Below are 23,162 nucleotides of genomic sequence, written 5' to 3' on the forward strand. Positions count from 1 at the left end.
GCGACGCCGGCGACTTACCCGGCCCGGCTCACAGGCGGCGGCCAAAGGCGGGGCGACGTTCCACCAGTGGGTTGGATTCGCGCTCCAGCGTTTCCAGCGTCCGTTCGAACAGTGGGCGAAGTTCGACCACTGCCTTTAGCGCTTCATCGGGCGTGTCGCGATTCTCGACGCAGTCGCGCGCGATCGACTCGATCTTTTCGGCGAGTGCGCCCAGCGGATCGGCTCCGAACTGGCGGGCTTCCCCCTTCAGCGTATGTGCCGGCAGAACCATGGCGGCGGCATTCAGCCCCCGCATCGCCGCCTCGATCGCAGCGACCGATTTCACGCCATCTTCCCGGAAATATCCCAGAATCCGCACGAATCCGGCGCCCAGTTCGCTGCGCGCCTGCGAAAACGCAGTCCAATCGATAAGGCCACGATCTTCGGGCGACACCGCATTCTCCTGCTCCGGGGCCGCCAAAGGCCGCGGAGACGTTTCCCCGCTTATAGACGGACGGGGTAAAGGATGGGTTGACGTCACATGCCCATAGCGGCCGAAAGCGAAAGCATCGCCCCCGCAGAATCATCCGGGGAAACCGAAAGCGTTACCGGTCGAACGGATTCTTGGGTGCGCGGAGAGTCAGGCGCACGGGCACGGCGCCGAAGCCGAGGTCGCGCCGGATGCCGTTGATCAGGTAGCGCTGATAGCTGGTCGGCAGCTGGTCGACGCGGGTGCCGAACAGCACAAAGCCAGGCGGACGCGTCTTCGCCTGGGTAAGGTAGCGCAGCTTGATGCGCTTGCCGCCGGGCGCGGGCGGTGGATTCGCCTCGATCGCCTTTTCGAACCAGCGGTTGAGCTCGCCCGTGCCGATCCGGCGCGACCAGGCCTCGCGCGTCTCGAACGCGACTTTCAGCAAGGTATCGATGCCCTTGCCGGTCGCTGCCGACACGGTAAGCACCGGGATGCCCTTTACCTGCGAGAGCCCTTCCTCCAGCGCCCCGCGGATGCCGTTGAACAGGCTGCTGGCATTTTCCGCCACATCCCATTTGTTGATGGCGACGACCAGCGCACGCCCTTCCTGCAGGGCGGCATCGGCGATACGCAGATCCTGCGCCTCGAGCCCGCGCGTCGCATCGAGCAGCAACACCACCACCTCGGCGAAATCGATCGCGTGCAGCGCATCGGCGACAGACAGCTTCTCCAGCTTGTCCTGCACGTTCGCGCGCTTGCGCATGCCGGCCGTGTCGATCAGCCGCACTGCCCGCGCCTCGCCCTCCGGATCGTGCCAGGTCCAGTCGACCGCGATCGAATCGCGCGTGATGCCGGCCTCAGGGCCGGTGATCAGTCGCTCCTCGCCAAGGATGCGGTTAATCAGGGTCGACTTGCCGGCATTCGGGCGGCCGATGATCGCGAGCTTGAGCGGCGCGTCGGGGTTGAATTCGTCCCCCTCCACATCCTCTTCGGGCCGCTCGACCCGTTCGTCGCCTTCGACATGGGGCAGCAGCGCCTCGAACAGCTCGACCATGCCTTCGCCATGTTCGGCAGAAAGCGCGACGGGATCGCCGAAGCCGAGCGACAGCGACTCCAGGATGCCGCTCTCTCCGGCACGGCCCTCGGCCTTGTTGGCAACGAGGATGACGGGCGTCTTCGAGCCGCGCAGCCAGCGCGCGATCTCTTCATCGAGCGGCACCAGCCCGGCGCGGGCATCGATTAGGAACAGCGCGACATCGGCCTGGGCGACGGCCGCCTCGGTCTGCGCGCGCATCCGCCCGGGCAGCGAGGCAGCGTCCTGATCCTCGTACCCGGCGGTGTCGATGACGCGGAATTCCATGCCGACCAGCGTCGCATCGCCCTCCCGCCGATCACGCGTGACGCCGGGCCGATCGTCGACCAGCGCGAGCTTCTTGCCGACGAGGCGGTTGAAAAGAGTCGATTTGCCGACGTTGGGCCGGCCGATGATCGCGACCACTGGAAGATTGGGCATGGCGCGCCTTAGCCTGCCACGCCGCGTTCGTCACCCCGGAGTCGTTATCCGGAGCGACGATCGCGCGGTTCGATCAACGATAGGCCGAGATCCGGCCCTTCTGGTCGAGCACATAGAGCGTCGAATTCGCGACGATCGGGGGCAGGCTGAACGACTTGCCGGCATCGATGACGGTGCCGACTTCGCCGGTATCGGCCGAGGCCGAAACGATCTCGCCGCGCGAATTGGTCAGTACCAGCCGGTTGCCGGCGAGAACCGGGCCATACCAGGTGATCGGGTTCTTGCGCGACTTCTCGTTGCGGAAATGACGCAGCTGCTGGATCCAGCGCACCTTGCCGGTCGCACGGGCCAGGCAGACGAGCCTGGCGTCGTCGGTGACGAGGAACAGCCATTCGCCCGCCACCCACGGCGTGGAGATGCCGGCGAAATTCTGTTCCCAGATGCGCTGGCCGGAGACGATCTCCAGGGCAACCATGCGGCCGCCCTGACCCACCGCGAACACGAGGCCGCGATCGATCACCGGCGACGCATCGATATCGGCGAGTGACGAAACCGAGGTCGAGATGCTGGAACGCGACAGCGCGTCCTGCCACAAGCTGCGGCCATTCTCGAAACGATAGGCGTTCAGCTCACCCGAGGAGAAGCCGGACACCACAGTGCCCTGGCTGGCCGCGGGCGCAGCGACGCCGAACACGCCCTGGGTCTCGAGCGATCCGGACTGAGTCCAGACGATCGACCCGTCCTTCTTCGCCAGCGCGAACAGCTGGTTGTCCTGGCTCAGCACGTACAGATTGTCGCCTTCGATCGTCGGCGACCCGCGCAGCGGACCGCCCGGCTTGGCACGCCAGACCTCGGCGCCGGTGGCGGCGTCGAGCGCCACCACGTCGCCCAGGCCATCCGTCGCATAAACCTTGCCGTCATCGAAGCTCACGCCACCGCCGAAGCGAGCGCTCCGCGTCTTCTTGTCGTCCTTGGCGATGGAGGTCGTCCAGGCCTGCGCGCCGGTATCGGCGGCAAAGGCATGGACGGTCGCATCCACGTCCATCGCATAGAGCCGGCCGGCGGCCACGACAGGCGGTGCGGCAAGCCGCTGGCGGTTGGAACCGCCATCGACCGATGCGCTCCAGGCACGCGAGAGTGTGGCACCGAGCGCCAGCTGGCCCATCGACTTGGCGGCGTTGCCGCCCGGCTGCGCCCAGTTCTCGTTCGCCTCTGGCGGCGGCAGCAACACCTGCACGTCGGCCAGAGTCTTGTCCGCCGTCGCTTCGCTCTCGGCCATCAGGATCGGCACGCGATCGCCGAGCACCGGCGTCTTCTTGCCGCCGCCCTTGAAGATACCACAGCCACTCAGCGCGAGGAGCGCGGCACAGGCCAGCACTGCCCGGTTCTTGTACATCATTGCGCTTTCTTTTCCTCAACGGGGCGGACCGTGTCCACGCCCATGGTGCCCGTGATCTGAACCGCGCGTTGACGGATCGTTTCCGGCACCGTCTCGTCAGCGGCAATCTGCCGGAAGAGCGGTGCCGCGAGATCGGGCTTGTTCATTTGCAGATAGGCCGCGCCGACGAGTTCGCCGGCGCTGCCGAACCAGGGATTGCCCTTCACTGCCAACGGACGCAGCCGGTTGACCACGACATCGGGCTTCAGACTATCATATTCGGCCGAGGTCTGGCGGATCAGCGCCAGGTCGCGCAGCGGCTGGCCGATCGAATCGTCATTGGCAATCGCACCGAACTTGGCGGCTGCACCCTTCAGATCGTCCTTGCGCAGCAGCAGATCGGCCTGAGTGAACAAGGCGAGCGCGCGGTAGCCGGCGATCTTCGAGCCGGCGAGCTCGGCCAGCGGCTTCTCGGCGCTGCCCATCTTCTGCGCGGCCAGATCGTCATAGACGACCTGAAGCTTCTCGCCCTGCTCGGCGGCGACCGTAGCCGTGTGGTGCTGCCAGTAGAGAAAGCCGCCAAACGCAGCGAGCCCGAAGACGATCGCGCCGACCAGCCACCATCCGTAGCGCGTCCAGAAGCTCGCAAGCTGATCGCGGCGAAGTTCCTCATCGACCTCACGCAGGAATGCTTCGTCGGTATTCGGCGTAACGGCCAATTGCTGCTCCATCGGGGCTAGGCGGGGGAAGGCGCGGACCTTAGCGATGGCCGCGCACAAACGGAAGGGATCAATCCTTGGGTGCGTAGGTCTGCTCCGGCCCCGGAAACTGGCGCGATCGCACCTCGGCCGCATAGGTCTCAACCGCGGCGGAAATGCGGCCGGACAGATCGTCGAAGCGCTTCACGAAACGCGCGGTGCGCTCGAACAGGCCAAGCATGTCCTCCGCCACCAGCACCTGCCCGTCGCACTGGGCCGAGGCGCCGATGCCGATCGTGGGGCACGGCACTTTCCGCGTGATCTCGACCGCGATCGGCTCGACCACGCCTTCGATCACGATCGCGAAGGCGCCGGCATCGGCAATCGCGCTCGCATCGGCGACGATCTTCGCAGCTTCCTCCGGCGTGCGGCCGCGCGCGCCATAGCCGCCCAGCACGTTGACCGCCTGCGGTGTCAGCCCGACATGACCCATCACCGGGATACCGCGCTCGACCAGGAAACGGACGGTCGGGGCCATCGCCTCGCCCCCTTCCAGCTTCACCCCGGCCGCGCCGGTCTGCTTGAGCAGCCAGGCAGCGCTCTCGAAAGCCTTTTCGGGTGATGCCTCGTAGCTGCCGAACGGCATGTCGATGATCACGACGCTGTGATAGCTGCCGCGCACCACCGCAGCGCCGTGGGCCGCCATCATCTCGAGCGTGACGGGGACGGTCGAGGGCAGGCCGTAGATCACTTGGCCAAGACTGTCGCCGACCAGCAGCAGATCGCAATGCGGATCGAGCAGCTGCGCGGTGCGCACCGTATAGGCCGTCAGCATCACCAGCGGCGTGCCGCCCTTGGCCTTGCGCAACGCGGGGATGGTCAGCCGCTTCATCGGCGCCGGCGTGGGATTCGCGCGGCTGGTCGAGGTGTCGATCGTGAAGGTCGTGGACATGGCAATGCTGTTAGCGCCGCGACCGGACGGAAGCCAGCCATAGCGACGCGCCGGGATAGTCGCTCGCCGCCATTCCTTCGGAATCGCCCAACGATCCCGGGCTATGGTGTATCGCCCTTTCCCGAAAATTGGATCGACCGTCCGGCGGATCGCATCATGCGCCGCGGATAGGTGCCGGCGGGAGCGCGCTGGCGCTCTCGCCGGCAGATTTACCTGTTCAGCGCAACCAATCCCGCCGCTTCGCCAGCCCGGCGAACCAGATCGAGAATATCCCGATCGCCAGAATGAGGATCGGGAAGGGCAGCACCACGCCGGCACCCTTTTGCGCAATGACGTCCGTCGCCACGAACAGATAGCCGAACTGGATGACCGCCGCGACCAGCGAGACGATGAAGAGGACCCGCACCGCCGGAGAGCGCGTCAGCAATCCGACCGCGCCGAGAAATCCGCTTAGCACCGCGAGCGCGAAGACATAATTGTACCAGACGGGCAGGCTGGCATAGAGCGATCGATCATAATCGGTTGCCGGACCCATTGCGTCAGGGCCGTGGATGAACTGCATATAGCAGAAGTAGCAGCCGATGGCGCTCCACAGCGCGAGCGCCCCGCCTACGACATAGTACCAAACAGGTGGCTCTTCGCCGTCTTCTGTCATGACCTTCTCCCCTCCATTGGTGAGAAGGAGAAGCTGCGCCTTTCGGGCGGGAAAGGCAATAAATAGGACTGGATCGGTTCTATTCGCGCCGAGCGCCACCATATGCCCGATGGCGCTCAGCCGAACCCGGCAGCGAGATACGCATCGGGCTTGAACCCGACCAGCAGCGTGTTCCCGGACTCGAGCACCGGCCGCTTTATCATCGACGGGTTGGCCAGCATCAGGCGGACCGCCTTGTCGGCATCGAGATTCGCCTTGTCGGCATCGGGCAGTGCCCGGAAAGTCGTGCCCGCCCGGTTCAGCAAGACTTCCCAGCCGGTGATTCCTACCCAGCGCCGCAAGGTCGCTTCATCGATCCCGGCGACCTTGTAATCGTGGAAGGCATAGCGGACGTCGTGCGCATCGAGCCAGCTGCGCGCCTTCTTCATCGTGTCGCAATTCCTGATGCCGTGCAGAGTCGTCGTCATCGTCAGTCCTTCAGAAATTTGCCGAGCGTCACCAGTTCCTGCCGTTCAAGGCCCAGCGCCGCGTAGAAATCGAGCGCGGCGTCGTTGCCGGCGCGCACCATCAACTGGATCTTGGGCGCGCCCCGGGCCCTGAGCCAGGTCTCGGCCGCCGCCATCAGGGCCCGTCCATGGCCGTGGCGCCGGCGATCCGGCGCGACCGCGAGATAATAGACCCAGCCGCGGTGCCCGTCGAAGCCCACCATGACCGACCCACCGATATGATCCTCATCGCGGATGATCAGGACGGTGGAGGTCGGCCCATCGAGCGCCAGCGTGAAATCGCGCAGCGGATCGTTCCAGGGCCGCGTCAGCCCCGCAGCTTCCCACAAAGCGACGACCGCAGCCGCGTCGGCGGCGCTCGCCTCCCGCATCACGCCCGTCTCTTCGCTATCCGTCATGTGCCCGCTGTTACGGCGGAGGCGGCGCAACGCAAGCGGGACGGCGCGAAAACGCATCGCTTCGTCGGCAGCCGCGACAATCCAATTTATATCACATCCAAAAGGTGTAGATTGGGTGCGCTGCACGCAAGGAGATTCGCCATGAGTCCTGCTGCTCTGGCTCTGCCCCACGGGCTCTCGCTCGTGGCCATTACGGAGATGGAAGTGCCAGGCTGGACGGCGCTGTTCCGATCGGCCGCACCAGCCCACATTCCCTATCATGCCCGCACGCCGGCCGAGCGCAAATTGCTCGGTCTCCGGCTGGACGAAGCGGTGATGCGCGCCGATCGCGGTGTACTCCTCGTCGCGCAAGGCGCCAGCTGCTTTGCGACGGCGTGGTGGGCACGGCTGTCGCCGGCCAGCTACGTCTCGCGCGTGGCCGGCGCCCTGTTCTTCGAGCCGGTGGAAGACGAACGCACCAATGTCGACGACCTGCTCGATACCTTCGCTTCGCCGCGCACCCGGCTGCCCTTCCCGTCGGTCGTGCTCGGCGCGGATGCGTCGCGCCGCGATCTGCTGCCGAGCGTCCGCACCATCGCCGATTCCTGGGGAAGCCGCATGGTGCTCGACCGCCACGCCGACCAGGACAGTCCCTGGCGTCGCACCAGGCGCGCGATCGAGCGATTCACCCTGGCGGTGGTGGAACGCGACGTCCGCCTCGTCGAAGCGCGGCTGGCGCGCTGATTTCCCGGACCCGATCCGCAATCAGGGCGCCATCACCTCCAGCGTCGCCGTGTAGCTCATCCGGCGCTGAGTCGCGCGTGGCGACTCCGGATGCGTGTCCGTCAGGCTGGTATTCAACCAGTACATCCCGGCCATCGGCCATTTGACGGAGACGATGCCGTCGGCGCCGGTCGTCAGTTCGATCGCGCCCTCGTCATCGCGGTAGCGCTTGCCGCCGGGGATCAGGATCACCTTCAGGTTCGCTGCCGGCTTGCCATCGACCAGGAACGCGAAGCGGGCCACTTCGTCCGTCACCAGCTCGTCGGGATGCGTGATCGGCGAGAATTCCAGGCCCTTGCCGGTGGGCTTGAACACCGTGGTGGTCGGGGCGCCGTTGGTCACGAAAATCTCGTTGCGGCCTGACGATTCCGTCAGCTTCACGTCGGTTGCATTGGCGGGAATATCCGCGACCGTGGCAACGCTGGGGCGCCGGGGCCGGGGCCCGGCTGGCCCACCGGGTCCGCCAGGCCCACCGGCCTGATTGCCCATGCCAGGACCGCCGGCGCCACCCGGGGCCGCTTCTTCTTCACCTGCCGCGCCCGGCCCACCGGGGCCTCCGCCAGGACCACCACCGCCGGGGGGGCCCCCACGGCCGCCGAGCCGCCACTCCTGCCCGTCCACCATGAAGCTGCCCGAGATACCGGAGTTCGCGGTGCCGATCTTCCACGTGCCGGGTTTGTCGAGGCGGACGTCGAAGGTCGAACGGTAGCGGCCGGTGCCGGCATGCTGAAGCACCGACGGCGTACCGTCCGGCGCCCACACCTTCACGCCTTCGAGCCGCATCGGGAAATGATCCGGATAGAACAGGTCGTTCGACACCGCGGCATCGACCGTCACCCAATCGTCCGGTCCGGAGGTGATCGTCGTCGACGGCAGCAGCCACTGACGATGCGCCCAGGCGGGGGCGGCAAGCGCCAGGGCCGTTGCCGTGGTCATCAGGCAAAAGGAGCGCAGGCGCATGGATCATCCTTTCAGGGGGAGAAGATGTCGCGCCGATGACGCTGACGTAAGTGGATTCGACATTCGGATGTTTGCATATATTGCAACTCATTCGCAAGAGTCATATCGAAGCGTCACCGAATCGCACGCCATCAGATTGGATCGGTGATGAACGCCCAAATCGCCCTGGTACGCATGCCGAGCCGAACGATCGACCCGCCCGAATTCCTCTCGGCGGCACTGCGGCCGGATATCTGGATGCCCGCCGCGAGCCGGACCATCTACGGCAAGCGCCGGCGGGTGGACCCGCTGGCCGCAACTGCTTCGCTGACCCTCGTCGCCTGCGCGTTCGGCTCCTTCCTGTTCATCGGCCGGGCCCCGGCACACCGGGTGGAGCAACGTCTCACGCTGATCGAGGTGGCGAATCTCCAGCCCCCGCCCCCACCGCCGCCGCCGGCACCGAGCGTCAAGCCTGCGCCGCGCGCCGCGCCAGTCGACCTGGTCGATGCCCCGCCGCCCGTCATCGCGCCTCCGCCGTCCACAACAACGCTCACGGTCGCCGATATTCCGCCCGCCCCGATCGAGCGTGACGGGCCGGATGTCGCGCCCGCACCCGCCCGCCCGGCCTCCGGCCCGACGAACGCCGGCGACCTTTCAGCCACGATGGTTTCGGCAACACCGCCGCGCTACCCGATCGAATCCCGGCGGCTCCGGGAACAGGGCATCGTGACGCTGTCGGTAATGCTAGGGTTGGATGGCAGCGTCGCCGACGTATCGATCGCCAAGAGCAGCGGGTTTGTCCGTCTCGATCGCGCTGCCTTGGGTGCAGTGCGTCACTGGCGCTGGTCGCCGATGGTGCGGAACGGCAATCCGGTGCTGGTGAAAGGGCTGGTCAGCATACCCTTCGTGCTCCGGACTTGATCGCCCGACTGGCCGCGAGACAACGGGTGGGCGTCAAGGGCTGCAGCCAGGCGATACCGGCCAAGTCCGGTCCGCTCGAGCAAGCCCTCCGCGCAGATCAGGCTGAGCGTCTGACGCGATATGCCGATATCGCCGAACTCGGCCGTAGTGACCGTGGATCGCCCGACGGCGAAGGCAACGGCCCGGTGCCGCAAGCTGCCGCATTTCGGCGACCGCGGCGGCTCGACCATCGCGGCACGCCGGCGATCGGTCACGCTCGGGCCCCTGCCGCACTTCCGAGCGCTCGCCCAGCCCTGCTCGACCAGCAATGTCCAAGCCATCGCCTGAAGCGGCAGGAGGATCCCGCATGCGGCCAGATTGCCCGCGCACGCCGCGAGCGGCTCGCGAAGGGGCGCGTCCGCCAGGTGTACGCCGAGCGCCGGCCGCTGCAGGGCCGCCAGTGCGGCCAGCACCAGCGTTTCGCCGGACGTGACATAGCGGCAGGGCGGGACGTTCAGAACGATCCGTCCAGCACGGCAGGCGCCCGCCAGATGGGCGAACGATCCCTGGCCAGCTTCCGGCGGCGTTGCGGCGGAAGCGCCGGCCTCCTTAATCGAGGCGTTTCGGATCAGATCGAGCGTCTCGCGCTGTGATCGCGTCAACAATCGGCATGCGCGCAAACTTATGGTCATTACCGAAGCCCGCTCGATTCCAGCTATTGAGTGTCATTCTTAGTTGACGACGATAATGATTCGCAATAGCGGCTCCGCATCGTAATCCGGAGCCCAGGGGGACATCATGACGTTACCGAACAAGCGCCGCGCCACGGCGCAGGCCTTTCTTGCAGCCTCCTGCGTGGGGTCGCTGCTTTCCCCGATCGGCATCACGCCCGCGGCGGCACAGGAAGACCAGCAGGCGCTGGGCGGCGTGACGGTAACCGAAAGTGTGATCGTCGAGGAAAAGGGCAAGCGGCAGGAATCGCCCAAGGCGACGCGGCCGGTTCGCGATACACCGCAGACCGTGACGATCATCACCGCCGAAACGGTCGAGCAGCAGAATCTGCTGACCTTGCGCGACATGCTTTCGACCGTGCCGGGCATCACCTTTGGCGCAGCTGAAGGCGGCACCCCGCCAAGCGATCAGATCAACTTCCGCGGCTATTCGGCAACCAACGACATCACTCAGGACGGGGTCCGCGACAGCGCGGCCTATAGCCGGTCGGATTCATTCAACCTCGAGCAACTCGAAGTCACGAACGGCGCAAATTCGGTGACCACCGGCGCCGGTTCGGTCGGCGGCTCGATCAACATCGTCACCAAGCGCCCGCTGGCGGAGACGCGCACGGTCGTCAGCGCCGGCATCGGCACCGACGATTATTATCGCGGTACCGTCGATGCCAATCTGCGCGTCAATGATCTGATAGCCGTGCGCCTCAACGCGATGGGCCACAAGAACGGCATTCCGGGCCGCGACGTCGAGAAGAACGAACGCTGGGGCGTCGCGCCGTCAGTGACGATCGGTATCGAAGGGCCGACGAAGCTGACGCTTCAGTATCTGCACCAGGAAGACAACAACATCCCGCAATATGGCGTGCCTTATTATACCAACGCGACCACGTCCGGCCCCGTGCCCGGCGTCGATCGCGGCGCCTATTTCGGGTATCGCAACGTCGATCGGCAGGACATCACGGTCGATCAGGCGACCGCTATCGCCGAGCATGAATTCAGCGACACCGTTTCGATCCGCAACCTCGCCCGCTGGCAGAGCGTGACTCAGCTGAGCGTGGTTGGGCCGCCTCAGGGCACCTATTGCCTCGCTTCCGGCGTCACGCCGGCAGGAGCCGCCTGTACCGTCACAGTGCCCGGGTTCGGAAGCTTCACCGTACCGAATGGCTATTATTATATCGGCGGCCCCCGCGGCAATTACCGCGATTCGAAGAACGAACTGATGTACGATCAGATCGATTTGCGCGCAGCGTTCAACACCGGCGCGATCGAGCATACGCTGGTCCTCGGCGGCTCGGCCTCGTGGGAGAAATATACCCTCGTCAGCGGCAATGCGTTGCGCAATCCCGACGGCACGGCCTTCTACACGCGCTACCCGCTGGTCAACATCGCGAACCCCGATGAGGTCGTCACCGGTCCCGCGCTCCCCGCGGGCTTCACCTATGGCAGCAACGTCTATACCGGCCCGGTGAACCTGACCGCGACTGGGCGCCAGGTGGGCGAGGTCACCAATTACGCGCTCTATCTGTTCGATACCATGAAGCTGGGCAAGATCGAGTTGACCGGCGGCGTCCGCTGGGAATCGAACAGCGCCTCGAACCTCAACGGACTGACGACCCAGACGCGGACGGAGAACGACGCGAAACTATTCTCCTATCGTGTCGGCCTGCTCTACAAGCCGGTCGAGGCAGTCAGCCTCTATGTCGCTTTCGGCAATTCGAAGACGCCGTCGCAGAGTTCAGTCAACGGCTCGTGCAATGCGACGACCAACTGCAACGTCAAACCTGAGGGCGCCAAGACTTACGAGATCGGCGCCAAGGCGGAACTGGCTGAGGGCGTATTGCTGAGCGCCGCAGTGTTCCGCAATGAACGCGACTCCTACCGGGTGGATTCCGGCGATCCCCTGATCCCGTCACAGCAGCTTGACGGCCATTCGCGCGTTGATGGCGTTGCGCTTAGCGCAGTCGGCAAGATCACCCCGGCCTGGTCGATCACCGCCAACTACACCTATCTCGACAGTAAGTTGATCCAGTCCGTGCCGGACGGGTGCGGTTGCGTAGATCCGCTGGCAGGCGCGCGACTGGCCAACACCCCGAAGCATTCGGGCAGCCTGTTCACCACCTATGCGCTGCCGTTCGGGCTGCGTCTTGGCTATGGCGTGACCTATCAGGGCAGCTTTGCCTTCGCGGCGACGAACGTGAACATCCTGCGTTCGCATGCCTATTGGGTGCACAACGCGTATGTGGCCTATGACATCACGTCGAACCTGACTGCTCAGGTCAACGTGAAGAACCTCACCGACAAGGATTATTACACCCGCATCCGCAACAATGGCTGGGCCACGCCCGGCGATGCCCGCGCGGCGGTGCTGTCGGTGAACTACCGCTTCTGACCGTTTCCGGAAAAAGACGGTGAGCGGGCGGCGAACCTGGGCTCGCCGCCCGTTTCCCTTTGACACCGGTCAATCGCGGCGGGATGCGTTGGCCTACGGGCAACGACGACATTCCCCCCCCGAGCCCGTGCGAGGATCCCAATGCTGCTCCACATCCCTGGCCTGTTCACCGCGGAGGAAGTGCGGGACGCGCGACGGCGGCTCGAAGCGGCCGACTGGGAGGACGGGCGCCGCACAGCCGGCCACCGCGCGGCCCAGGTGAAGCAGAATTTCCAGCTCGCGGCGGACAACCCGCTGGCCCGGTCGCTTGGCGATGTGATCCTCGAAAAACTTGCGGCGAACCCGTTGTTCATCGCCGCGACGCTGCCGCTCAAGGTGCTGCCGCCCCGGTTCAACCGTTATGAAGGCGGCGGGACCTATGGCGCGCATGTCGACGGCGCAATCTTTCCGGTCCCGGGCACGCCAGTGCGGGTGCGGACCGATGTCTCCACCACGATCTTCTTCAGCGATCCCGAAGAGTATGACGGCGGCGAACTGATCGTCGAAGATACGTTCGGCGATCACCGTGTGAAGCTGCCCGCCGGCGACATGGTGGTCTATCCGGGCAGCAGCCTGCACCGCGTGACGCCCGTCACCCGCGGCACGCGCTTCGCCTCCTTCTTCTGGACTCAGAGCCTGGTGCAGGGCGACCAGCAGCGCCGGTTGCTGTTCGAGCTCGACAGCGCGATCCAGCGACTGAGCACCGATCATCCCGAGCATGAATCGATCGACACCTTCACCGGCACCTATCACAATCTGCTGCGCTTATGGTCGACCACCTGAACCCGCCGGCACCGGACGGCGCCCCATTGCCACCCTTCGCAGCGATTCCGGCCGGCCTGCAGACGCTCGACGATTACGAGCGTCAGGCGGCGCGCCACATGCCCGCCGACAGCTGGGAGCACCTCCAGAGCGGTGCCGGCGGCAATATTACCCTGGCCGACAATCGCGCGGCCTTCGACCGCATTCGCCTGCTGCCGCGCATGCTGCAGGACCTGCAGGGCGGGACTACGGCGATCGAGCTGTTCGGGCGCCGGCACGAAGCGCCGATCCTGCTCGCCCCCCTCGCCTATCAGCGGCTCGCCCATCCAGAGGGCGAGCTGGCCGTAGTGCGCGCAGCGATGGCGATGGCGGTGGGAACGGTCGTCAGCACCCTCTCCAGCGTGCCGCTCGAGGATATCGTCACGGCCGGCCGAAACGCCGCGGAGGAACTGGGTAGCGCCCCCGCGCCGATCTGGTTCCAGCTCTATCTGCAGGAGGACCGCGGGTGGAGCGCAGAGCTGGTCAGCCGCGCAGAAGCTGCCGGCTATGAGGCGATCGTGCTCACCGTCGATGCATCGATCAAGCGATCGGACTTCATCCTGCCGCCAGGAATCGATGCGGCCAATCTGCGCGGTATGCCGCGCCTGCGCCAGACGAGCGCGCCGCAAGGCCGGATCCTGTTCGGCACGCCGCTCGCCGATGCCGCGCCGGGCTGGGATGATCTTGCCTGGTTGCGGACACGCACCAGCCTGCCGCTGGTCGTAAAAGGCGTGCTCGCGGCCGAGGACGCGCGCCGCGCGGTCGCAGCGGGGGTGGATGGCCTGATCGTCTCGAATCATGGCGGGCGGGTACTCGACGGCCTGCCCTCCGCACTCGACGTAATGCCGGACATCGTCGACGCCGTGATGGGCCAGGTGCCCCTGCTGCTCGACGGCGGCGTCCGCTCCGGCACCGATATCGTCAAGGCGCTCGCCCTCGGCGCGTCGGCTGTCCTGATCGGCCGGCCGCAAATGCATGGTCTGGCGGTTGCCGGCATGCCCGGGGTGGCGCATATCGCGCACATCCTCCGCGCCGAGCTCGAGCTCGCCATGGCGCAGCTTGGCTGCCGCACCGTGGCCGATGTTGGACGCAGCGTCCTGTTTTGCCGCAGCTGAGGACAGGAGTGACGGCCGGGCCGGACAAGGTGCCGGCGTTCGCCCGGCCGGATAATCAGGGCGGCGACGGGACCCAAAAGCTGCTACGCGCGCCGGGCAATATGGTAAAAGGTGCGTAAATTGACTCGGTTCGAAGAGCTTCACGGCAGGATCAGCGGGCATGGCGACCGGACCCTGATCCTGTCGCACGGCTTCGGCACCGATCAGGACGCCTGGGCCGGAATTCGCCCATGGCTCGACACGCATTTCAGGGTGGTGTCGTTCGATCTGGCCGGCTGCGGACCGGATGGCGCACACAGCTATGATTTCCAGCGCCATGGCTCGATCTTCGGCTATGCCGATGACCTCTTCGACATCATCGACGAACTGGGTATCGACGACTGCATCTATGTCGGCCATTCGGTGAGCGGGATGGTCGGCGCCGCCGCGGCCAGCACCCGGCCAGAGCCCTTTCACCAGATCGTGATGATCGGCGCATCGCCGCGCTATCTCAACGACGGCGGCTATGTCGGTGGCTTCGAGCAGGCCGATGTCGGCGCCGTGTATGACGCGATGGCCGCCAATTTCCAGGCCTGGGCAGCGGGCTATGCCCAGGCGGTCGTCGGTGTGCCGGATGCCGCCGCGATCGAGGATTTCGCGCGGACGATGGGGCAGATGCGGCCGGACATCGCACTCGCCACTGCCCGAACCATCTTCGAATCCGATCTGCGCTCGGTCGCGGCCCAACTCGAACGGCCGACTCACCTCGTCCAGACGACGCAAGATGTCGCCGTGCCGATCGCGACGGCGAACTGGCTGCACCGCGCGATCGATCGCTCGACGCTCGACATTATCGAGGCCGTGGGCCATCTTCCCCATGTCACCGCATCGGCCGAAGTGCTCCGCGTGCTCGAACGGCGGCTCACCGGCGGGCCCGCGACGTGATGGCGCCGCCGGCCTTTCGCGAAGGGCTGGGTGGCCTCCACGCCCTCACCCATTTCGCGCTGATGGCAGCGGGCGCGGACCTGATAGTGGCGTTCGAAGCTACGGCGGACGGCCTCGCGACGCCGCTGGCGGCCGCGCCGGCGACGATCTCCGATGCCTTCCATCTGCGTTCGAGCCGGATCTTCGAGCTCGACTGGTCGGACGGCGCACCGCGCGATGCCGACACCTTGCGCCTGCCCAGCATCCTGCTGCATGCGCTCGGCCGCCCGGCACAACGCTGCCTGTTCGTCGCCACCCCGGTCGAGGACGCACCGCGCAGCGGCCTGATCCTGCTATGGGGTGCCAATGGTGCCCGCGCCTGCGATTGCGCCTTCAGCAGCGACGTCCGGGCCGGCGTGCCGATGCTCGCCGGAGCCTTCAGCCATATGCTCGGGGAACGCCGCGCCGGCGTCCGGCGTCAGCTGATCCAGGATCGTTTTCACGATCTGCTCGAAAGCGTGCCGACAGGGATCGTGCTGATCGAGGGCGACAGCCGCAGTGGGCTCGTCAACGAACGCGCGGGGGCCCTGCTCGGCGTTCCGCCTGGCAGCCATCCGGTCAGCGAGCTGGTTGCCCCTATGCGGGAACTGCGCGCCGCCTGCGTCAATCGCGAAGAGCTCGAGGCAATGTTCCTCGCCCTGATCGCCGATGTCGATTATGCGGCAGCGACGATCTGGGATCTGGGCAGCCGCCAGTTCGAGGTCGATACCCATCCGATCCGCGGCGATGGCCGTAACGGCCGGATCTGGCTGTTCCACGACGTCACCGCCGAACGCCGCAGCGAAGCTGCCCTGCGCACGCTGGCGACGTCGGACGCGCTGACCGGCATCGCCAACCGCCGCCATTTCGAGGAGCGCGCCCGCGCCGCGATCGAGGCGGCGCGGCTGAGCGGCGATCCGCTGTCGCTGCTGATGATCGACATCGATCATTTCAAGGCGATCAACGATGGCTTCGGCCACCCCGCGGGAGACGAGGTGCTGCGCGTCATCGCCGGACGCTGTGCCGATGCGCTGGGCCCGCGCGACCTGATCGCGCGGCTGGGTGGCGAGGAGTTCGGCGTGTTGTTGCCGGCCACCTCCCCGGACAAAGCCCTCCTGATCGCGCGGCGGCTCTGCACGACGATCGCCGATACGCCGGTCCTCGCTGGAGCAACGTCGATCGAAGTGCGCGCCAGCATTGGCGGCGCCGCCACCACCGACTCCGACACGCTCGATGCCCTGCTCGCCCGCGCCGATGCCGCCTTATATTATTCCAAGCGCAATGGCCGCGCCCGCGTCACCTTCGATGGCGTCACGCCCGTCGCGTGAACGGCCCGCTCGGGCCGGGAGCGCGATATAAGCCGGTGCAGGCGGCACGGACGAATATGGCGAGGGATACGGCCATCACTGGTCTGGCGCCGAGCGAGCCGGTGTCGTAGCAACGCCGCCATGGCGCTCATCGATCGTTTCCTCGCCCGTTCCGTCAAGCGCGGACAGCTCACCGTCACCCATGCGGACGGTTCCACCAGCATATTCGGCAGCCCGGATCCCGATTTTCCGTCGGTCGCCCTCCGCTTCGCCGATCGGGGCGTCGCGGGGCGGATCGTGCGTCATCCCGCCCTGGGCGCGGCCGAAGCATTCATGGACGGCAGTCTGATCATCGATCAGGGCGACATCCGCGATCTCGTCAAGCTGCTGAAAGGCAATAATCAATGGGGAAGCGGCGGCGGCCTGAAGCCTGCCCTACCGATCAAGCTGCTCAAGCAGGTCGTCCACCGCGTCGATCGGGTCAACATGGCGCGCCGCTCGAAGCGCAACGTCGCGCATCATTACGATCTCAGCGACCGGCTCTACGATCTCTTCCTCGACGCCGATCGGCAATATAGCTGCGCCTATTTCACCGATCCCGCCAACAGCCTGGAACAGGCTCAGTCCGACAAGAAGGCGCATATCGCGGCCAAGCTCGCGCTGAAGCCGGGCATGAAAGTGCTCGACATCGGCTGTGGCTGGGGCGGCATGGCGCTGTACCTGCACCAGAAGACCGGGGCCGAAGTGCTCGGCGTCACTCTGTCGGAGGAGCAGCTCAAGGTCGCCCGCCGCCGTGCCGAAGAGGCCGGCGTCGCCGACAAGGTGAAGTTCGAGCTGATCGATTATCGCCATGTCACCGGCACCTTCGACCGGATCGTCTCGGTCGGCATGTTCGAACATGTCGGCCCGGCCCACTACAAGACCTTCTTCCGGCAATGCCGCAACCTGCTCAGCGAAGACGGCGTGATGCTGCTCCACACGATCGGGCGCATGGGTGGCCCCGGCGTCACCGACAGCTTTACCACCAAATATATCTTCCCCGGCGGCTATAACCCGGCCCTGTCGGAAATCGCCCGCGGCTATGAGGGGAGCAAACTCATCCCGACCGATGTCGAGGTACTGCGCGTGCATTATGCCCTGACGATCGACCAATGGTATGATCGCACGGTGGCGGCGAAAGACGCCATCGTCGCACTATATGACGAGCGCTTCTACCGCATGTGGACCTTCTACCTGGCCGGCGCGGCGGCGGCATTCCGTACCGGCGGGATGGTCAATTATCAGGTACAGCTGGCCCGCAGTCGCCACGCGCTACCGCTGACCCGCGACTATATGTTCGAAGGCGAGCGGGCTTTGCGGGACGCCTGACGATCAGGCTTCAGGCGCCGGTTCGTGATTGTTGCATAACATAGCAAAATCCGTCACCGTCCGGACAAGCAAGAAGAGGGGATGACATGGCGACCGATCCGCGCACCATACTCGACCGCGAACGCATGTCGTCCTTCCAGTGGACCGTCGTCGCGATCATGGTCGGGCTGAACGCGCTCGACGGGTTCGACGTCCTATCGATCAGCTTCGCCTCGCCGGGCATCGCCAAAGCATGGGGCGTCGATCGCGCCGCGCTTGGCCTGGTCTTGTCGATGGAACTCATCGGCATGGCCGCCGGATCGCTGATCCTCGGCCGCGTCACCGATCGGATCGGGCGCCGCGCGATGATCCTCTCCTGCCTTGTGGTGATGTCGGCCGGCATGTTCGGCGCCGCCACCGCGCATGACGTGGTCAGCCTGTCCGGCTGGCGACTGTTCACCGGGCTCGGCATCGGCGGCATGCTGGCGGCGACCAACGCGGCCGTCGCCGAGGTGTCGAGCGCCGCGCGACGACCGCTCAGCATCGTCCTGATGGCGGGCGGCTACCCGATCGGTACCGTCATCGGCGGCTCGGTCTCGGCCGTGCTGCTACGCTCCTATGACTGGCCGGCGGTGTTCGTGTTCGGCGGCATCGTGACGCTCTGCTTCATCCCCATCGTCCTGTGGCGCGCGCCGGAATCGATCGCGTTCCTGATGCAGCGCCGCCCCGCCGACGCGCTCCAACGGATCAACCGCACGCTCACCCGCATGGGTCATCAACCCGTCGAGGCCTTGCCGCCGGTCGCCGACGAGCCGCCTGCCCTGCCTGTATCAGCCCTGTTCTCACCTGCCCTGGCGCGCATCACGATCCTGCTCACGCTCGCCTATCTCACCCATATCATGACCTTCTATTTCATCCTGAAATGGATCCCGAAGATCGTCGTCGACATGGGCTTCGCGCCCTCCGCCGCAGCCGGCGTGCTGGTCTGGGCGAGCCTGGGCGGCGCCAGCGGATCGCTGATCCTCGGCCTGCTCACCGCGCGTGTCCGGCTGCTGACGCTCACCATCGTCGCGATGCTGCTGTCGTCCGCTTTCGTCATCGCCTTCGGCCAGCCTCAATCGGGCCTGAACGGCCTGTCGGCGGTGGCGGCGCTGGCCGGCTTCGTCACCAATGCCGGCGTGGTCGGGCTCTACGCGCTGGTCGCCCAGTCCTTCCCGACTTCGCTGCGCGCTACCGCTACCGGATTCGTGATCGGCCTTGGCCGCGGCGGATCGGCGCTCGCCCCCGCGCTGGCCGGTTTCCTGTTCGCCGCGGGCTTTGGCCTGGCGACCGTGGCGGTGCTGATGGCGATGGGTTCGCTGATTGGCGCGGTGGCGCTGCTCGTGCTGCGCCGCCGGACCCCGGCTACCGCAGCTTGAAGCGCCGCGCGGCGCCCCTTATGCCCCGGACAAAGCAGGAGACCGTGATTGACCGCAATGGCCGTACCCATGGATAATCCGGAAGCGCCGCTCGGCGTGCTCGAAGGGCTCGCCGGCTATCATCTGCGCCGCGCCTCGAGCGCCTTCTCGAACGATTTCGTCCGCGCGATCGAGGGCACCGGCATGCGCCAGGTGCTGTTCGGCATCCTCTCGGTGGTCGGCGCCAATCCGGATATCAACCAGGGCGAGGTCGGCCGCTCGCTCGGCATCCAGCGCGCCAACATGGTGTCGCTGATCAACCAGCTGGTCGATGCCGGGCTGATCGATCGCCAGACCGCCAGCTACGATCGCCGCGCCTTCGCGCTCAACCTGACACCCGCGGGCGAAGCGATGCTCAAGGATTGCCTCGTCCTGATCGAAAAGCACGAACAACGCATGCTCGCCGGTTTCACCCCCGCCGAACGCCGCACCCTGATCGCCCTGCTCACCCGAATCGAAGCGCGCGACCGCTAGGGCGGATCGAGCTGACTCCAACGGCCTATTGGGTGCCGTGGCTGCTCTCGAACGCGGAAGTGCGGGCGTCTGGCAATCAATCGCGCGGGAAGGTCTGGGCCGCTTCAGAACCGTGCCACGCGATACGGCGTGCGCGCGCATCATAGGTGAAGCGATAGACGAAGTGGCGCGATGGCTTTGCATCGGTGTGACCGCTGACCACGCCGACGATCTGGCCCGGCGAGCGCCAGTGATCGCAATGTACATAATAATGCGCCTGCCCAGGCCTCTCCGCGCCGGCCGGATGCCCGGCTGTCCGTTGCGCCAGCTTCAGCAGGCTCAGACCGCTGACGCCGCCCGGTCCGCTGGTCAGGGCGTAGCAGTCAGCAATATTGCTCCCCCAATTGTCTTGCAGAAACGCGCGCTTTCCGTCCGGCGACCAGCCGATCCGCATGCTGCGCGTCAGGGTCGCGATCTGCTGCACGCGGCCATGCCCGTCGTCGTAGAACACCGGACTCGCCTGCCCGCCGTCGGAAGACATATGCGGTCGATAGAAAATGCGCCCTCCCGAAGCACCCGGCGCCGGGACGGAGCGGATTGGCCCGGGGATGTCCACGACACCCGGTGCCGTCGAGGCAGCAACAAGCGGGACGGCGAAGATGACGACCGCACCGAGTCGAAGCCTGACTCTACCAATTTCCATCCAGCCTCCAGATCGTCGCGCATATCAGCTTCGGCTGCACGGCAGGAAGGATAATTGTGACTCGCTTGCCGGACATCGCCGGCACCCCGAACGAGCCACAATCGGTAAACCATGAAGTTCGCATGAGCGCCTTGTGGTGCGGGCAACGGGACGCCAGTTCAATCCATTGGCATTAGGCGGAACATCGGCATGAAAAAAATTGGTTTCCTCTCGTTCGGGCATTGGTCCGCCTCGCATCATTCGGCGACCCGTTCGGCGAGCGATGTCCTGCTGCAGTCGATCGATCTCGCGGTCGCGGCGGAGGAGCTTGGCGCTGACGGCGCCTATTTCCGCGTGCATCATTTCGCGCAGCAGCTCGCCTCCCCCTTCCCTCTGCTGGCCGCGGTAGGTGCGCGCACCAGCCGCATCGAGATCGGGACTGGCGTGATCGACATGCGCTACGAAAATCCGTTCTACATGGTCGAGGATGCCGGCTCGGCCGACCTGATCGCCGGCGGGCGGCTTCAGCTGGGGATCAGCCGCGGCTCGCCCGAGCAGGTGATCGATGGCTGGCGCCATTTCGGCTATGCACCAGCGGCGGGCGAAAGCGATGCGGATATGGGCCGCCGCCATGCCGAGGTGTTTCTCGATCTGCTGAAGGGCGATGGCTTTGCCCAGCCCAGCCCCCGCCCGATGTTCCCAAACCCGCCCGGCCTGCTTCGTCTCGAGCCGCACTCTCCCGGCCTGCGCGACCGCATCTGGTGGGGGTCGGGGTCGAACGCCACCGCAGTCTGGGCGGCGCAAATGGGCATGAACCTACAGAGTTCTACGCTGAAGGCCGACGAGTCTGGCGAACCGTTCCATGTCCAGCAGGCAAAGCAGATCCGGGCCTATCGCGACGCCTGGACTGCGGCCGGCCACGCACGCGCACCGCGTGTGTCAGTCTCGCGCTCGGTCTTCGCGCTGATGAACGACCAGGACCGCGCCTATTTCGGCCGCGACGGCAGCAGCGACCAGATCGGGATGATCGACAATATGCGCGCGGTGTTCGGCCGTTCCTACGCGGCCGAGCCGGAGCGCCTGATCGAAGAGTTGCGGGCTGACGAGGCCATCGCCGAGGCCGACACGCTGTTGCTGACCGTGCCGAACCAGCTCGGCGTCGACTATAACGCACATGTGATGGACAGCATCCTCACCCACGTCGCACCCGCTCTCGGCTGGCGCTAGGGCACGCCTCAGTCCAGCCCGGTTTTTCCGGGCGCCCAATAGGCTTTGGTGAGGATGCGGGTCGAAGGGACGGCGTGTCGCTTCAGGCTTTGCCGCAACGGTTGGATGGTACCGGCCTTGCCGGTCAGCACGAAGGAGGCACCGGTCGCGACGAGCGCAGGGATCGCTGCCTCCATCGCCGCGAGGTGCGCATCGCCATCTTCCCGTGCGAGCAGTAATGCCTCGCCCAGCCCTAGTTGCATGGCGACCTGCCGCGCACTCTCCACGTCCCCCACCTCGAACACGCAGGTGACGGGCCGGTTTGGCTCCTGCCGGGCAAGGGCATAAGCGAGCCCGATCGAGGTCTCATCGCCGAACACGGCAAGCGGTCCATTGGTGCGACTGGCGTCAAGCGAGGCGCGCGGGCCGAAGATGTCGCATGCGTCGCCCCGCTCGACGCCGCGCACCCACCGGCTGCCCGGTCCGTCGCCATGCTCATAGCCGAGGATGCACGCCCGCCCTGCCGAAGCATTCCACTCGATCGGCGTGTATGTCCGCGCGACGAAGGCGGAGCCCATCGCGATCTGGATCTTCTGTCCAGGCACCCAGGCGACGCCTTCGAGCGCCGGGCCTTCGAGCGTGATCAGCCGGAAGCGACCAGCGAGCCGCTCGACGGCGATCACGGTCGCCCGCCGCATCAGCAGGCGTAGCAGCGCCCGGCTCAGCCGGCCCGGCACCTCGGTTGCCGGGCGTTCCGGCGATTCCATCGGGAGCATCATGCGATCCTTACGGTGAATTCGTTGCCCCGGCCCTCATCAAGGGGGAGCGACTGCGAGAGATAGAGGTTCGCGGGATTTCGGACATAATCGAGATATTCTGGCGCGAAGGCGTTCTCACCGAGGATCACCGCGCCGGTCCCGAACCAGGGCTCGACCAGCTTCAGAACTGGCAGGTACAGCGAGAAGGCGCCATCGATCAGCAGCAGGTCGACCTCGCCACTCATATCCGCGCCTAAATCCTTGAGCGTTTCGAGTGCATCGCCTTCGCGAATTTCCACCAGGTCAGCCAGGCCTGCCGCAGCAAGATTGGCGCGCGCCCGCGCCACCTTGGCTGGTTCGAGCTCGCTGCCGATCAGCTGGCCACCGCCATTGTCCCGGAGCGCGGCGGCGAGATAGATGGTCGAAACTCCCATCGACGTGCCGAACTCAACGATCCGGGTCGCATTGCGCGCCCGTGCCATCATGTAGAGGAACCGGCCATAGCCAGGGGAGATCGCCAGGAAATTGTCGGCGTAGCCTCGATAGACCGCGCGATAATCCGCCCGTTCCTCGGCGAGCATGTCAGCCACCATCTTGTCCACCGCTTCGGCGGGACCGTCCATGACCTCGGCGAGCGCGCTCATCGCCTCCCGGTCTGTGGCCTCGGCTTCCCGGTGCAGCCCATCCAGGACTTGGGCGACGAGACCGCGGCTGAGTGTGTTCACGACATTCCCTTCCGATCGCCAAGGCCCGGGCCTCGACTGGTGCGTGGCGATCGAATAGGGG

24 protein-coding genes are annotated in these 23,162 nt (G+C 66.1%); 11 read left to right on the forward strand and 13 right to left on the reverse strand.

What is annotated here, in order from left to right:
* Window positions 1-28: 28 nt before the first annotated feature.
* The 8 genes from U1769_RS11755 to U1769_RS11790 form a co-directional block, all read right to left on the reverse strand.
* Window positions 29-433 (reverse strand): Hpt domain-containing protein, encoded by a 405-nt coding sequence (locus tag U1769_RS11755; RefSeq protein WP_332715983.1) that lies wholly within the window; start codon window positions 431-433, stop codon window positions 29-31.
* Window positions 434-584: 151 nt separating this feature from the next.
* On the reverse strand, window positions 585-1,964 hold the full coding sequence (gene der, locus U1769_RS11760) for a ribosome biogenesis GTPase Der (RefSeq protein WP_332715985.1): 1,380 nt from the start codon (window positions 1,962-1,964) through the stop codon (window positions 585-587).
* Between the two features lie 73 nt (window positions 1,965-2,037).
* Window positions 2,038-3,363, reverse strand: coding sequence for an outer membrane protein assembly factor BamB family protein (locus U1769_RS11765; RefSeq protein WP_332715987.1), 1,326 nt, complete (start codon window positions 3,361-3,363; stop codon window positions 2,038-2,040).
* Window positions 3,360-4,061: a tetratricopeptide repeat protein gene (locus U1769_RS11770; protein ID WP_332715989.1), complete on the reverse strand. Its 702-nt coding sequence runs from the start codon at window positions 4,059-4,061 to the stop codon at window positions 3,360-3,362. Before U1769_RS11770 ends, U1769_RS11765 begins: the two co-directional genes overlap by 4 nt.
* Window positions 4,062-4,131: 70 nt before the next feature.
* Entirely contained in the window at window positions 4,132-4,992 is an 861-nt protein-coding gene (panB, locus tag U1769_RS11775; RefSeq protein ID WP_332715991.1) for a 3-methyl-2-oxobutanoate hydroxymethyltransferase, read from the reverse strand.
* A gap of 217 nt (window positions 4,993-5,209) precedes the next feature.
* Complete coding sequence (locus U1769_RS11780) at window positions 5,210-5,647, reverse strand: hypothetical protein (protein WP_332715994.1); 438 nt, start codon at window positions 5,645-5,647, stop codon at window positions 5,210-5,212.
* Window positions 5,648-5,763: 116 nt separating this feature from the next.
* Entirely contained in the window at window positions 5,764-6,114 is a 351-nt protein-coding gene (locus tag U1769_RS11785) for an ArsC family reductase (RefSeq protein WP_332715997.1), read from the reverse strand.
* Between the two features lie 2 nt (window positions 6,115-6,116).
* Window positions 6,117-6,551, reverse strand: coding sequence for a GNAT family acetyltransferase (locus U1769_RS11790; RefSeq protein ID WP_332715999.1), 435 nt, complete (start codon window positions 6,549-6,551; stop codon window positions 6,117-6,119).
* 141 nt (window positions 6,552-6,692) lie between these two features.
* Here U1769_RS11790 and U1769_RS11795 point away from each other — a divergent pair, with 141 nt between their 5' ends.
* Window positions 6,693-7,274 (forward strand): alpha/beta hydrolase, encoded by a 582-nt coding sequence (locus U1769_RS11795; RefSeq protein WP_332716001.1) that lies wholly within the window; start codon window positions 6,693-6,695, stop codon window positions 7,272-7,274.
* 21 nt (window positions 7,275-7,295) lie between these two features.
* Here U1769_RS11795 and U1769_RS11800 read toward each other — a convergent pair whose 3' ends face one another.
* The gene (locus tag U1769_RS11800; RefSeq protein ID WP_332716003.1) at window positions 7,296-8,273 is read right to left on the reverse strand and encodes a DUF4198 domain-containing protein; all 978 of its coding nucleotides are present in this window, start codon (window positions 8,271-8,273) and stop codon (window positions 7,296-7,298) included.
* A 147-nt stretch (window positions 8,274-8,420) separates the two neighbouring features.
* Here U1769_RS11800 and U1769_RS11805 point away from each other — a divergent pair, with 147 nt between their 5' ends.
* Window positions 8,421-9,173: an energy transducer TonB gene (locus tag U1769_RS11805; RefSeq protein ID WP_332716006.1), complete on the forward strand. Its 753-nt coding sequence runs from the start codon at window positions 8,421-8,423 to the stop codon at window positions 9,171-9,173.
* Here the strand turns inward: U1769_RS11805 and U1769_RS11810 are convergent.
* Window positions 9,086-9,814: a hypothetical protein gene (locus U1769_RS11810; protein ID WP_332716008.1), complete on the reverse strand. Its 729-nt coding sequence runs from the start codon at window positions 9,812-9,814 to the stop codon at window positions 9,086-9,088. The two genes, U1769_RS11805 and U1769_RS11810, sit on opposite strands and share 88 nt — an antisense overlap.
* 136 nt (window positions 9,815-9,950) lie before the next feature.
* Here U1769_RS11810 and U1769_RS11815 point away from each other — a divergent pair, with 136 nt between their 5' ends.
* From U1769_RS11815 to U1769_RS11850, 8 genes are all read left to right on the forward strand, one after another.
* On the forward strand, window positions 9,951-12,269 hold the full coding sequence (locus U1769_RS11815; protein WP_332716010.1) for a TonB-dependent receptor: 2,319 nt from the start codon (window positions 9,951-9,953) through the stop codon (window positions 12,267-12,269).
* A gap of 141 nt (window positions 12,270-12,410) precedes the next feature.
* The gene (locus U1769_RS11820; RefSeq protein ID WP_332716013.1) at window positions 12,411-13,091 is read left to right on the forward strand and encodes a Fe2+-dependent dioxygenase; all 681 of its coding nucleotides are present in this window, start codon (window positions 12,411-12,413) and stop codon (window positions 13,089-13,091) included.
* A complete protein-coding gene (locus U1769_RS11825; RefSeq protein WP_332716016.1) occupies window positions 13,076-14,224 on the forward strand; it encodes an alpha-hydroxy acid oxidase in 1,149 nt (382 codons plus the stop codon). Before U1769_RS11820 ends, U1769_RS11825 begins: the two co-directional genes overlap by 16 nt.
* Before the next feature lie 111 nt (window positions 14,225-14,335).
* Window positions 14,336-15,148 (forward strand): alpha/beta fold hydrolase, encoded by an 813-nt coding sequence (locus U1769_RS11830; RefSeq protein WP_332716018.1) that lies wholly within the window; start codon window positions 14,336-14,338, stop codon window positions 15,146-15,148.
* On the forward strand, window positions 15,148-16,494 hold the full coding sequence (locus U1769_RS11835; protein WP_332717541.1) for a GGDEF domain-containing protein: 1,347 nt from the start codon (window positions 15,148-15,150) through the stop codon (window positions 16,492-16,494). Before U1769_RS11830 ends, U1769_RS11835 begins: the two co-directional genes overlap by 1 nt.
* Window positions 16,495-16,614: 120 nt before the next feature.
* Window positions 16,615-17,841, forward strand: a complete 1,227-nt coding sequence (locus U1769_RS11840) for a class I SAM-dependent methyltransferase (RefSeq protein WP_332716021.1) — start codon at window positions 16,615-16,617, stop codon at window positions 17,839-17,841.
* Between the two features lie 86 nt (window positions 17,842-17,927).
* The gene (locus U1769_RS11845) at window positions 17,928-19,238 is read left to right on the forward strand and encodes an MFS transporter (RefSeq protein ID WP_332716023.1); all 1,311 of its coding nucleotides are present in this window, start codon (window positions 17,928-17,930) and stop codon (window positions 19,236-19,238) included.
* 57 nt (window positions 19,239-19,295) lie between these two features.
* Window positions 19,296-19,751 carry a MarR family winged helix-turn-helix transcriptional regulator gene (locus U1769_RS11850; RefSeq protein ID WP_332717543.1) on the forward strand — a complete coding sequence of 152 codons (456 nt, stop codon included), beginning with the start codon at window positions 19,296-19,298 and terminating at the stop codon, window positions 19,749-19,751.
* Window positions 19,752-19,827: 76 nt separating this feature from the next.
* Here the strand turns inward: U1769_RS11850 and U1769_RS11855 are convergent, their stop codons facing one another.
* A complete protein-coding gene (locus tag U1769_RS11855; protein WP_332716026.1) occupies window positions 19,828-20,271 on the reverse strand; it encodes a hypothetical protein in 444 nt (147 codons plus the stop codon).
* Window positions 20,272-20,622: 351 nt separating this feature from the next.
* Between U1769_RS11855 and U1769_RS11860 the strand changes: the two genes are divergently transcribed.
* Entirely contained in the window at window positions 20,623-21,639 is a 1,017-nt protein-coding gene (locus U1769_RS11860) for an LLM class flavin-dependent oxidoreductase (RefSeq protein ID WP_332716028.1), read from the forward strand.
* A gap of 8 nt (window positions 21,640-21,647) precedes the next feature.
* Here the strand turns inward: U1769_RS11860 and U1769_RS11865 are convergent, their stop codons facing one another.
* Window positions 21,648-22,394, reverse strand: coding sequence for a siderophore-interacting protein (locus tag U1769_RS11865; RefSeq protein ID WP_332716031.1), 747 nt, complete (start codon window positions 22,392-22,394; stop codon window positions 21,648-21,650).
* Window positions 22,394-23,101: an O-methyltransferase gene (locus tag U1769_RS11870; RefSeq protein WP_332716034.1), complete on the reverse strand. Its 708-nt coding sequence runs from the start codon at window positions 23,099-23,101 to the stop codon at window positions 22,394-22,396. Before U1769_RS11870 ends, U1769_RS11865 begins: the two co-directional genes overlap by 1 nt.
* Between the last annotated feature and the right edge of the window lie 61 nt (window positions 23,102-23,162).

The sequence above is a fragment of the Parasphingomonas zepuensis genome (assembly GCF_036663735.1).
Taxonomy (GTDB): Bacteria; Pseudomonadota; Alphaproteobacteria; order Sphingomonadales; family Sphingomonadaceae; genus Sphingomonas.